The sequence below is a fragment of the Bradyrhizobium sp. JR3.5 genome (genome assembly GCF_054057015.1).
Genome location: NZ_JBSRYV010000001.1, coordinates 2727827 through 2739830, shown reverse-complemented (window position 1 = coordinate 2739830; position 12004 = coordinate 2727827). Strand labels below are relative to the sequence as shown.

The window sequence follows — 12004 nt, the reverse complement described above, 5'->3', positions numbered from 1 at the left end:
AATGCAAGATACAATAAATTGACTATTGCGTCAATTGGATCATATCGTGGTCGTTGCGGCCGCTGCCCGGTCATCCAATCAGGACGGTCGACAGGAGAGCGGCACCTGACGATCCGTTTTCCGACAGCGAGGCTGACGTGTTGAACTTGCTACCATCGAACGTCGTTGCGCCCAGGCCAGGACGGCTGCGAGGTCGCCGCGTGCTTGTGGTAAAAACCGGACGGCACGATGCCGCGCTTGCGGAAGCTCCCACGGAAGCGGCAATGAGCCGTCTGTTTGCCCGCGAAGGCGCGCGGGTCGCGTTTGCCGGCCCCGACGAGAAAGCTGCCATGGAGACCGTCGACCGGATCCATAGCGATGGAGGAGATGCGTGCGCCATAGCAGCCGATCTCGCCTTTGAGGCCGACATCGGCTGGATGATGCGCGAAGCGTGCCAAGTCCTGGGAGGCCACATTGATGGGCTGGTATTGAATGCGGCGAGCGGAGGTAGCCTCGAGCATCATCAATTCGATGCGCAGCAATTGACGCGCGTTTTCGATCTGAATGTAGGTGGCTTGATGCTGTGTTGCCGCGAAGCGCTATCCAATTTCAGCGACAGCGGCTCGATCGTCTTCACCGCCGCGATAGATGACGCTGGGACTGGCTGGAATAGCATGGGGTGCCATCCGGTCGGAGCAGCCATCGCCGCACTCATGCGAAACATCGCCGACGAAGTTACCTCGCGCGGAATTCGAGCAAATCTCGTCTATTGCGGCCCTCAATGCACGCCGCGCGGCCTCGTCCCCGAAGTTAGCGCTCGCTGCGACCAGGATCGCGTGGCGCCTGGCAGGCGAGCAGCCGCGGCGGCCATCGGTAACGCGGCGCTGTTCTTTCTCTCGGATGAAAGCGCCGGCATCACCGCGCAGACACTCACAGTCATGCACGGATATGATCGCCCGAGGTTCTAAGATTGATGGGCGATGATAAATGCGCCGCCGTCTATCGACGGTCACTTCATCAAACGCCTGGCCATGCGCATTGAAGCAACCTTACTCAGGGGCGTTACCATCGTCACCGCAAACAGCTCGAGGAGCGAAAAGATGCCGCAGCCAGGTCGCACGAACGCACATGTCGTGCTTGCCAAACGCCCGACGGGATGGGTCGATGAATCCTGCTTCCGGATCGAAGATCGTGAGGAGCCGTCCTGCGGGGCCGAAGACGTGATCGTCCAGGCGGTCTGGCTATCGCTGGATCCTTATCTGCGGGGCCGGATGAACGAAGAAGCCTCGTATGCGCCGAGTTTCGAAGTCGGCAAGCCCCTGGCTTCGCGTGTTGTCGGTCGCGTCCTTCAGTCGAGAAACGCGCGTTTCAGCGAAGGAGATTACGTGTGGGGCTTCCTCAACTGGGCCGAACGCACCGTGCTGCCGCGTGGGGAGGGCCTCCATCTGATCGACCCGGCGCTAGGCCGCCCAACCCTGGCGATTTCCGCTTTGGGCATGCCGGGCCTCACCGCCTGGGTGGGCGCGATGGAGTTGGGTCGACCGCAACCCGGCGACACCGTGTACATCTCATCGGCCGCGGGCGCGGTAGGTCAGTTGGCAGGGCAGTTCGCCAGGCGCGCCGGCGCGCGCGTGGTCGGCTCGGCTGGCAGCGATGAAAAGGTGTCCTTCGTCCAGACGATATGCCGGTTCCACGCGGCGTTCAACTACAGGACGCGGGATATGGATGAAGCGCTGCGCGAACTGTGCCCGAACGGCATCGACGTGTACTTCGATAATGTGGGCGGAAGTACGCTCGAGGCTGCACTGCGCCATGCGAATGCAGGGGCACGCTTTCCGATATGCGGAATGATATCCGAGTATAACGCGGTCAACGAAAGCGGTATCAAGGGAATGCAGGCGATGTTCGCAAAGCGCATCGCAATGACCGGATTCATGGTTTCCGACCACGTGCACAAGCTTGCTGCGTATCAAGCTCGGGTAGCGCCGTGGTTGCAGGCCGGCGAGATATACTTCCATGAGGATATCGTCCAAGGGCTGGAGCAGGCGCCGTCAGCGCTGATCGGCATGATGCGCGGGACTGCGATCGGCAAAAGGCTGGTCCAGATTGTTCCGCAATAGGACTCCGCAAGCGGGACATTGCGCCGCGCGCCACCGGTTCGCGTGTTCTCCAGTCGGCGAGATACGAGCCTAGATGGCTCCGGCCGATCTCAATTCCCTCACACCGCTTTCATCATAGCCGGTCTCGCGGAGGATGGTTTCCGTATCCTCGCCGATACGCGGCACACCTCGCCGCCAATCGGTTGGGGCGTCCTCAGAAAAGCGCGGGGCCGGAGCAGCCTGCAATACGCCATCAACTTCGGCAAATACCTTTCGCGCGGCCATATGCGGGTGGCGCGCCGCCTCCGCGGGATCGTTGACAGGGGCGAAGCAGGCGTCGGTTCCTTCGAGGATCGCGCACCATTCGGCACGCGTCCGCGTGGCAAAGGTCTCAGACAATACGGCCCGCTGTCGAGGCCAATCCGCGGCGGCAGTCCGGTTCTCGAACACGGGATCTCCGGCAAGTCCGATGCGCTTGAGCAGTTCATCGTAGAATTGAGTCTCGAGAGGCGACACGATGATCCAACCGCCGTCCGAGCAACGGTAGGTATTGACCGAGGGACCGCAATCAAAATAATGCACGCCTCGTTCATGGCCCGCGCCGTTGGCGGCCAGCGCGCTGAGTAGCAAGTTCAACATATGCGCAGAGCCATCCACGATGGCTGCGTCGATTACCTGTCCACGGCCGCTCTGCCTTGCCTTGAGAACGCCGGCCAACAAGCCGATCGCGAGGTAGAGTGCGCCGCCTCCGACATCTCCGATCAGGGTTGGAGGGGCTACGGGCGCTATACCCGGAGGACTTGCGTACCAGAGAGCGCCCGATAATGCGGTATAGTTCCCGTCGTGCCCCGCCGAGTGAGACAGCGGACCATGCTGTCCCCACCCCGTCATGCGGCCATAGATGAGCGAAGGGCGACGTTCCAGACAGACCTCGGGAGCGATGCCCAACCTCTCCATGACGCCGGGCCGCATGCCCTCGATCAATACATCGGCGCGCTCGACGAGCCGCAACACCACGTCAACGGCTTGCGGTTGCTTCAGGTCCAGGGCGATCGAGCGTTTCCCCCGGTTCACGATGTATTCCGGACGCGGCAATGGCGTCCTCGCATCCTTGCGCTCCACGACGATCACGTCTGCGCCAAAATCCGCAAGGAGCATGCCGCAGAACGGACCGGGGCCCAGGCCGGCAATCTCGATGACGCGTAGACCTTGCAGGATCGACATATCGTCAATCCGTCGCAAAAGCTGACCGGCTCTCAATGAAGCCTGAGAAGCGCGTTCCTCGTCGGCTGTATGGCTCCAAGCGATCGGACTCCCGAAGCGATCGGTCTTTTCCAGACGCGGATCAAAATAGAATTGACTATAAGGTCACTAATGTGACTAGAAAAGTCAACATATGGCGATAGCTCTGCGACACGAGTGGGCCGGGATTGGCCGATGTCTACGAGGCTGCGCGACGGTACGGGACGTGACCGTAAAATCAGGTTCGGCTTTTCTTTGCCTTGATTCCAGGCCGGGCTCCCCCGGCCGGCGATGCGCGACGACGCCTCGCTTTTTCCGGTGAACCCATATCGGCGCCCTTAGATGCCGTAAGAGCTACAGGCGCGTCCGCCGCCTGCCTGTCGCTTTCGGTGCCGAACACGTCAAGAGGGACATCAGCAGGGATTTCCACCAGCATATCGTCGGGATTTGCGCCCGTCCCCAAGCCGTTCGACAGCAGATCAACCATCCCGTCTGCGATCTTGTCCAATCCGAGCCGGCCGTTCGGCGAGTACCAGCTCTGAACATTCGTCACCGCTCCCATCATCGTGAAAACGGCGAGTTTCGGATCGATACGCCGGATCGAGCCGTCTTTCATGCCCTCCTCGATAAACGAGACGAGGCGATTCTCGATCTCGTCACGCCTTGCGATGACCTTGCGTCGATCCGCGGGGCGCAGCGCGGTCACGTCCGAGGTCACGCCGCCGGCGCCCAAGGCCTGGTTCTGCCAGCGGATATAGGCGCGCAGATTCAGCCGGAGCTTCGAATATCCCGTCGTTCCATGCTTTTCTGCGAAGGCGGCGGCCTGCAATCCCATGTCGAGGGACATGATATGGCACTCGAAAAGTATCTCGAGCTTGTCAGTTACGTAATTGTAGAGCGTGCCTTTTGAGACCTGAAGGGCTTCGGCGACGTCGTCGAGAGACGTGTTGTGAAAGCCTCTTCTTGCGATGATGCGCGTTGCCTCCCGGAGCACCGCGTTCCGCTTGACGCGATAAACCTCATCACTGGTTTGAAGGACATTTTTCCATCGGGGCACTTCGTTCTCAGCTCCTCATAATGGGCAGTGCGGCATCGTGTCGAATCTTCCGCGATTTTATCGGAAGACAATCCGACAACAGAAGTGCACGCGATCAATGATCGCTTAAACTCCTGACTTTGAAGTAATCCATTTAAATCTTTGAGTAAAGTAAGTTGGCGGCTCGGTAAGCGCCCAGCTTGCAGCGGCGGCGGGCGTCTTCGTGGCCATCGGTCGAGCGAGAAGCCGTTATATCGTCGGCCCGAACGCGGGGACGTCCGATCGCCTGCCGCCAGCGAGAGGCATTTCATCCTAGGCGCGCAAGATCAGGGGGCGCTACATCGGCCGCGGGCGATGCTCCCATTTCGTAAATTGCGTTGCAGAAATAAAAAAATGACTTTATCGTCAATTCCGTTCTATCGCCGGTATTGAAAATTGATAGAGCGAGCCAGCGCCGGCTCTGGGGGTTTTGCAGGGAGACATCGATGAACATTCTTGATTTGAACGACAAGGCGGCAGTCGTCACCGGTGCCGGGCAGGGAGTTGGCCGCCAAATTGCGCTGACGCTCGCGGTTCACGGCGCAAAGGTTGTCGTCAACGATTATTTTCTGGAACGCGCCACCCAGGTCGCGCGGGAAATCGTCGATGCGGGCGGCAAAGCGATCGCTGTCCAGGCGGATGTTGCCGACATCGATGCGGTCAGGACCATGATGCGCCGCACCGGTTGATGAGTTCGGCACCCTGGATGTGCTGGTAAACAATGCTGGCAACGAAGGGGCCAACCCATCCAGCGGTGCACCGAAGCCATTCTGGGAGACGTCTCCGGAAGACTGGCAGCGCTGGCTTGGCGTCAATCTTTTCGGCGTGATCGCCTGCGTGACCGCTGCAACACCCTTTATGGTCAAGCAGCAGAGCGGCAGGTTGATCACAATCATCTCCGACGCGGGACGAGTTGGGGAGTCCGGGATCGAGGTCTATTCGGGCGGCAAGGCTGGCGCCGCCGGCTTCATGCGGGCGGTGGCGCGCACCTTGGGTCGCTACAATATTACCGCAAATTGTGTCGCGATTGCCGCAACGCTGACCCCGACCATAGCGCCGGTCATCGAGGCGCAGCCTCCCGAGAAGACGAAACGGCAGCTTGAACGCTATGTCATCCGCCGCTTCGGACGTCCCGAAGACATTACAGGCCTCGTGACGCTGCTGGCCAGCGACTCAAGCTCCTGGATGACCGGACAGACCTATCCGGTCAATGGGGGTTTCTCGTTCGCCATGTGAGCGAGGCCGGACACGGTCCTGCCTCAACGCAACCGATAGAGCTATATCAAGAGCGGCGCGCCGCATGATCTAGCGCCCCTTCCATTGGGGTTTGCGCTTTTCTGCGAAGGCTCGCAGGCCTTCCTTTGCATCCTCGCTGTCGAGCGCAACCCGGGCAATCTTCCACTGCTCGCTCCAGGCTCCTTCATCAGTCCAGTTGTTGGACTGGAACATGATTTCGCGGCTTGCCCACACGGCGGTCGGTCCGTTGGCAAGAACTTCTTCGGCAAACGAAAGGGCAACGGATAAGGCTTGACCTTCCTCGGCCAGCCGATTGACGAAGCCGAGACCGTAAAGATCCTCGGCGTTTCTGAAATGCCCGGTGATCGCCATCTCCATAGCAACATTGTAGGGAATTCGCCTGGGGAGCCGAAACAAGGCGCCTCCGACCGCCACCACGTTGTGGCGTACCTCAGGCAGCCCGAATTTTGCGCCTCGCGCTGCGACGACGAGATCGCATGATAAACAAAGCTCGAATCCGCCTCCCACCGCGAAACCTTCAACAGCAGCAATCGTCGGCTTGAGCGAGGGGCGCGCAAAAGCACCGAAGCCGCCGCGACGTTCGGTGATCGAGCTCTCACCTTTGGCGGCCGCTTTCAGGTCCGCTCCCGCCGAAAACGTCTTGTTCGACCCCGTAATGATGCCCACGCGAAGGTCCGGATCCGCATCGAGGGCATCCAGGGCGGCTTCCATCTGCAGCGACGTCTCATAGTCCACGGCGTTGCGGGCTTCAGGGCGGTTGATGGTAATGACGAGGGTGTGACCGCGACGCTCGCAAATCACCTTCTGGGTCTGGGGCTCCACGCTTTTCTCCTGCTCAAAAAGAGGTTTCGATCAATATTGACTTTTAAGTCAGAAAATGAGACGATCAAGTAATAAATATGGTTCCGGGCTCGTTTGTGCTGGGCTCGCGTCACTACAGGTCCCGCGCGTCAGGCGGAACATGCGATGCGACTCCATGCAGGCAAAGCCAGTCCGGGCACCAGGAGCGTGCCTCACCGGGAGGGAAGAGTGCGGGTATCGGACTATTTCGAAAAGACGGCGCTTGCCAATCCCGACGTCGAGTTTGCGGTTTTCGGGGATCTGCGCCTGACCTACGCGGAAGCGCGCTGGACAGTGCACGCGATTGCGACGGCTTTGAGCCGCGAGCCCGGATTGACGGCGGGAGCGGTGATCGGGATCTACAGCTCGAATGATCCCCGCATTTCCATGCTGCAGATGGGGATCAACCGGGCCGATTTCGCCTGGGTTGGCGTGCACGATCGCAACGCTGTCGAAACCAATGCGGAAGTGCTCGACTTCATGGATGGCGAGCTGGTCTTTTTCAACAGCCGTTACGAAAAGGAGGTGCGGCAACTGAAGGCCGGCAATAACAAAGTCTGCAGATGGATCTGCATTGATGCCGATTCCACCGAAGGGGAAAGCCTGGCGAGCTGGCTGGACGGAAAGTTCAATGAGTTTCCGTACTCCAGGCCCGATATGATGCGGCGGGCGTGTCTTGTGCCGACGGGAGGTACGACCGGTCCGTCGAAAGGCGTCGTGCACACCCATTATACGCTCGAACAAGGACTGATCGCCCAGGAAAAGGCCTTCAGGATTCAAGCGCGTTCGCGCGTCCTGACGACAGCGCCGCTTTCGCACGCCGCTGGAATGTTTGCCATGGCGTTCTATCCTTCCGCGGGCACCAACGTGATCATGTCGGGCTTCGACGCCGAAAAAGTCCTTCACCTGATCGAGCAGGAAAGGATCACGCACCTGTTCATGCCGCCAACGATGATCGGCGCGCTCCTGATGCATCCAAAGGCCAAAAGCACCGACTTCTCATCGGTGAAGATGTGCCTGACCGGGGCCGCTCCCATCTCGCCGGAAAAATTCAAGGAAATCGTCGCCTTGCTGGGACCCGTTGTGTGGGAATCCTATGCGCAGTCGGAAACGCATATGCCGGTGACGGTCAAAGCGCCCGAGGATTACATCTTGAATGACGGTTCATTCAACGAGTCGGTTCTGCGCTCCGCAGGGCGTGCGGCGGAGTACGTCCGCATCGAAATTATGGACGACGACGGCAATATCCTCCCGCGTGGGCAACGAGGAGAGATTGTGGTCAGGATACCATCCCTGATGAAGTGCTACTACAAGAACCCCGAAGCCACGGATGAAGTCAGTGCGTTTGGCTTCCACCACACCGGTGACGTCGGGGTCATGGACGATGCGGGATTCGTCACGATCGTGGATCGCAAGAAGGACATGATCGTTAGCGGCGCGTTCAATATCTTCCCCTCGGAAATCGAAAAGATCATCTACGAGATCCCGGCTGTCCTGGACTGTATCGTTGTCGGAGCGCCGCATGAGAAGTGGGGAGAGGCCGTCACTGCGGTCATCCAGCTCAAGCCGGGCCAGGCGTTGACCGAAGAGGGGGTATTGGCGCTGTGTCGCGAACGCCTCGGCAGCATGAAGACTCCCAAGCGCGTGGAGATCTGGAGCGAGTTGCCACGCAGCCCCGTCGGCAAGCTGTTGCGACGCGTGGTGCGCGAAAAATTCTGGCAGGGCCACTGGCGCTCAATCTAATTCGGAGGAATTCACATGGAAGACGTCTATATCATCGGTGTTGGGATGACACCGTTCGGTCGGCATCTGGATAAGAGCCTGAAAAAGCTTGTGGCCTGGGCTTTGAATGATGCGTTAAGCGATGCGGGCATCGATAAATCCGAGATCCAGGCTGCTTTCTTTGGAAACGCCGTCCAGGGTTTCATGGAGGGGCAGACCTGCATCCGCGGGCAGGTCGCGCTGTTGCCCGAAGGCCTTCATGGAATCCCGGTCTTCAACGTGGAAAACGCCTGCGCGACGGCGTCGTCCGCGTTCAATCTCGCGGTGAACCATTTGCGCGCCGGAGCCGGCGAGGTCGCCCTCGCGATCGGCGCCGAGAAAATGTACGACGAGGACAAGGCGAAGATGTTCGCCATCTTCGATTCGGGTTGGGATGTCCACACGCCGAAGGAAAATGCGGATCGGTTGATCGCTCTCGGCCAGGGTGTCGAACCGCCTCCCGGAAGCGTGTCCGATCGGCCCTACAGCGTCTTCATGGATGTCTACGCCGCTCTCGGTCGACAGTTGATGCGTTTGCACGACATCACCCAGGAGCAGATGGCCTTTGTCGCCGCCAAGAACCACACCCACGCGGTCGATAACGAGCGAGCGCAGTATCGCAAATCGATGACGGCCGACGAAGTATTGGCGGGGCGCGCTATCAGCTACCCGTTGACGCTGCCGATGTGTGCGCCGATTTCCGACGGCGCCGCGGCTGTCATCGTCTGCACCGGCGCGGCGCTCAAACGCCTGGGCGTTCAGGCGTCTCGCGCCGTCAAGGTGCGGGCGAGCGTCATCCGGTCCGCGACAGCGCGCGGAGGTGACGATCTCGATAACCACATCACCCGGCTCACGGCAAGAGCGGCCTATGAACAGGCGGGCGTGGCGCCGGACGACGTCGACGTGGTGGAGGTCCATGACGCCACCGCGATCGGCGAACTCATCCAGAGCGCCAATCTCGGACTGTGCGAGCTCGGAGCCGCCGGCAAGTTTGCGCAGAGTGGGGCGACAACGCTGGGCGGCCGCGTGCCCATCAACCCATCGGGCGGGCTCGAATCCAAGGGGCATCCGATCGGGGCGACCGGCATCGGACAGATCTTCGAGCTCGTTGCGCAGTTGCGGGGAGAGGCAGGGTCGCGACAAGTCGAGAAGGCGCGGATCGCCGTCCAGGAAAATGGCGGTGGGCTCTGGGGGTTTGAGGAAGCCGTCGCCCATATTGCCGTGTTCGAGCGATCCGTTGCCTGAGCCGCCGATCTCTGTGACTGAAGGACCGCTCGTGATGGACGACGTGCTGACCGAAATCTGTGATCGGGTTCTGACCATTCGCCGTGAACCGGCCGGACAAGCGAAACGCGCTCACGCGCGCGATGTATTCATGCCTCGCAGAAGCTCTTGAACGGGCCGAGACCGACGCTTCCGTCCGGGTCGTCGTCCTGACGGGGAGCGCTGATTGCTTTACGGCCGGCAACGACTTGTCCGACGGCATGATCGAGGGGCCAGACGGGCCGCACGGTCGGTTCATGCGTGCGTTGACGGAGTGCAGCAAGCCGATCATTGCCGCGCCATGCGGCATTGCCGTCGGCATTGGCGTGACGATGCTTCTGCACTGCGATCTCGTCTACTGCGGATCGCACACGAACTTCAGAATTCCATTCGTGCCGTTGGCGGTTTGTCCGGAGTGTGCATCGTCTTATTTGCTGCCCCGGCTGGTCGGACATCATCGCGCCAGCGAAATCCTGTTTACCGGAGAAGCGTTCGACGCGACGACGGCGCTGAAGCTCGGGATTGTGAATGGAGTGTTTCCCAACGATCAGGTTGAGGAGATTGCCAAGGCGAAGGCGGCGCTCATCGCGGCGCAACCGCCCGCATCGGTTCGAACGACGAAAATGCTGATGAAGCGATCGATTGCGGAGGACGTTCGCGAGGTGATCAAGGTCGAGATAGAGCATCTGGTTCGTCTCCAGCACGGCGCTGAAGCAAAAGAAGCTGTCGATGCGTTCAAGGAGAAACGCCGCGCCGACTTCTCGCGATTTAGCTGACTGTATGTAAAAGGTAATCGAAATGGGAAACTATGGCGATCCACAAGTGACCGCTCGGCTCAAGGCCAAGCTCAAGTTGCCGCTCTTTGTCGCGCCGATGTTTCTCGTTTCCGGTCGAAACCTCGTCGTGGCGTCGTCGTCAAACGGCATTCTTGGGTCCATTCCAGCTCTCAACGCGAGAACCACCGAGATCCTCGACTCCTGGATCAGCGATATTGTCGTGAAACTGGAAACCGCAGGCGCGACGGCTCCATTCGCGGTAAACCTCATTGCCCACGCGAGCAATACGAGACTCGATGCAGACGTCGACTTGATGATCAAGCATAAGGTGCCGATCGCCATATCCAGCGTGGGCGCCCCAGATCGTCTGATAGACAGCATCCATAGTTATGGCGGTCTGGTCTTTTCCGATGCCGCGACGGTTCGCCACGCAAGGCGCGCTGCGTTAGCCGGGGTAGACGGATTGGTGCTTCTAAGCGCCGGCGCGGGCGGCAATACGGGCTGGCTAAATCCATTCGCGTTCCTGGCGGAAGTCCGAAGCTTTTTTGATGGTCCGATCGCACTTGCGGGAGGTATTTCGTCAGGACAGCAGATCGCCGCCGCCGAAATGACGGGAGCGGATTTTGTGCTGATGGGCACCACTTTCATCGCAACGCGTGAAAGCGAGGCCGATCAACGGTATCGAGATATGCTTATCGAAAGTGGCGCTGACGACGTTGTTACGACCGACAAGTTGACTGGCATCCCGGCAAACATGCTGCGCGCCAGTCTGGAAAAGTCGGGCTTTATCGATGGCGGAAATCACAAAGGTTTCAGCGTAAATCGCGATACCGAACTTATGAAAATGTGGCGTGATATCTGGAGCGCCGGCCATGGAGTAGGAGGCGTAACAAAAATTGCGAGTGTACGCGATGAGGTCGAAAGGTTAATGCAGGAGAGGGCGGCGGCCCTCAAGAGAAGTCTCTCAGTGGCAGAGGCGTATTAAGCGATCACAATCCGTCGACAGGGATTGCGCGGCCTTTCCAGTGTGACTTGACGTCCTGCCGATGACCGTCTGTTGCCGCCGCCGCTTGGGTTTCGGGTCGAACTGCGACGTACCTTCTGGCGCACAACGGACCATTCTGGCTGGCGCACAGTGGCGAGCGAACAGCAGGGACTAAAGCGTTCCTGATCTGCGACGGTATTTGAAGCGACGCCGCACCGGATCAGGTATGGTGGTCTTGTCTACGCAGGCACCACTGATGACCCGATTGACTCCGATAGGTGGCGAGATGGCCAGCATTGCGGGCAACTCAAATTTTTCTGTGAATTCAAGACCAAAAGAATGCGGCGGGCATACCGTCGGGATTTGTCCGTCAGGTCTGGACATTTGTACTTGCAAATCAAGGAGAAAACGTCGTCCGAAAGGATTGAGTGGGAGTAGGGCTGCCGGATGCTATCGCGCACTTTGGCGTAGTTTTAATGAGGCTGTTCTCGCTTCCTCTCATATCCGGCTCTCAAATTCGAGCGCGACCCGAGTTATGGCCTCCACTTAACCCGATCGGTGTCTGAATTCCACCGCGCTTCCTCGAGCATCGTATTGTGGCGTATTGCAGCGTGCAGAGTGGCCGGAGCCGTGAGGCGAGACCCCAGTTTGGGGGAATCGGCAGTAATTGAAGCGGGGCGGACATCCGGGCCAAATCCGACGGCAGCAACGGGCCACGGCCGGACCC

11 protein-coding genes are annotated in these 12004 nt (G+C 59.6%); 8 read left to right on the top strand and 3 right to left on the bottom strand.

The features are described from left to right. The first annotated feature begins 263 nt into the window (after nucleotides 1–263). Both ACVWW1_RS13780 and ACVWW1_RS13775 read left to right on the top strand, forming a co-directional pair. Nucleotides 264–947, top strand: coding sequence for an SDR family oxidoreductase (locus ACVWW1_RS13780; protein ID WP_456656166.1), 684 nt, complete (start codon nucleotides 264–266; stop codon nucleotides 945–947). Between the two features lie 12 nt (nucleotides 948–959). Then, nucleotides 960–2099 carry an NADP-dependent oxidoreductase gene (locus tag ACVWW1_RS13775; protein WP_456656165.1) on the top strand — a complete coding sequence of 380 codons (1140 nt, stop codon included), beginning with the start codon at nucleotides 960–962 and terminating at the stop codon, nucleotides 2097–2099. A 69-nt stretch (nucleotides 2100–2168) separates the two neighbouring features. Here the strand turns inward: ACVWW1_RS13775 and ACVWW1_RS13770 are convergent, their stop codons facing one another. Both ACVWW1_RS13770 and ACVWW1_RS13765 read right to left on the bottom strand, forming a co-directional pair. Then, nucleotides 2169–3302, bottom strand: coding sequence for a CaiB/BaiF CoA transferase family protein (locus ACVWW1_RS13770; RefSeq protein ID WP_456656164.1), 1134 nt, complete (start codon nucleotides 3300–3302; stop codon nucleotides 2169–2171). A 256-nt stretch (nucleotides 3303–3558) separates the two neighbouring features. Beyond that, a complete protein-coding gene (locus tag ACVWW1_RS13765; protein WP_083632881.1) occupies nucleotides 3559–4377 on the bottom strand; it encodes a TetR/AcrR family transcriptional regulator in 819 nt (272 codons plus the stop codon). Nucleotides 4378–4856: 479 nt separating this feature from the next. Here ACVWW1_RS13765 and ACVWW1_RS13760 point away from each other — a divergent pair, with 479 nt between their 5' ends. Together ACVWW1_RS13760 and ACVWW1_RS13755 are read left to right on the top strand one after the other, a co-directional pair. Beyond that, complete coding sequence (locus ACVWW1_RS13760; protein WP_456656163.1) at nucleotides 4857–5084, top strand: SDR family NAD(P)-dependent oxidoreductase; 228 nt, start codon at nucleotides 4857–4859, stop codon at nucleotides 5082–5084. Between the two features lie 19 nt (nucleotides 5085–5103). Then, complete coding sequence (locus tag ACVWW1_RS13755; RefSeq protein ID WP_456656162.1) at nucleotides 5104–5631, top strand: SDR family NAD(P)-dependent oxidoreductase; 528 nt, start codon at nucleotides 5104–5106, stop codon at nucleotides 5629–5631. Between the two features lie 69 nt (nucleotides 5632–5700). Here ACVWW1_RS13755 and ACVWW1_RS13750 read toward each other — a convergent pair whose 3' ends face one another. After that, on the bottom strand, nucleotides 5701–6474 hold the full coding sequence (locus ACVWW1_RS13750) for a crotonase/enoyl-CoA hydratase family protein (protein WP_074127374.1): 774 nt from the start codon (nucleotides 6472–6474) through the stop codon (nucleotides 5701–5703). A 207-nt stretch (nucleotides 6475–6681) separates the two neighbouring features. Here ACVWW1_RS13750 and ACVWW1_RS13745 point away from each other — a divergent pair, with 207 nt between their 5' ends. The 4 genes from ACVWW1_RS13745 (at nucleotide 6682) to ACVWW1_RS13730 (ending at nucleotide 11277) form a co-directional block, all read left to right on the top strand. Beyond that, the gene (locus ACVWW1_RS13745; protein ID WP_456656161.1) at nucleotides 6682–8235 is read left to right on the top strand and encodes a class I adenylate-forming enzyme family protein; all 1554 of its coding nucleotides are present in this window, start codon (nucleotides 6682–6684) and stop codon (nucleotides 8233–8235) included. Between the two features lie 15 nt (nucleotides 8236–8250). Beyond that, nucleotides 8251–9498 carry a thiolase family protein gene (locus ACVWW1_RS13740; protein WP_074127370.1) on the top strand — a complete coding sequence of 416 codons (1248 nt, stop codon included), beginning with the start codon at nucleotides 8251–8253 and terminating at the stop codon, nucleotides 9496–9498. Between the two features lie 83 nt (nucleotides 9499–9581). Next, the gene (locus tag ACVWW1_RS13735) at nucleotides 9582–10292 is read left to right on the top strand and encodes an enoyl-CoA hydratase (RefSeq protein WP_456656160.1); all 711 of its coding nucleotides are present in this window, start codon (nucleotides 9582–9584) and stop codon (nucleotides 10290–10292) included. A gap of 22 nt (nucleotides 10293–10314) precedes the next feature. Further along, a complete protein-coding gene (locus tag ACVWW1_RS13730; RefSeq protein ID WP_074127368.1) occupies nucleotides 10315–11277 on the top strand; it encodes an NAD(P)H-dependent flavin oxidoreductase in 963 nt (320 codons plus the stop codon). Nucleotides 11278–12004 lie beyond the last annotated feature (727 nt).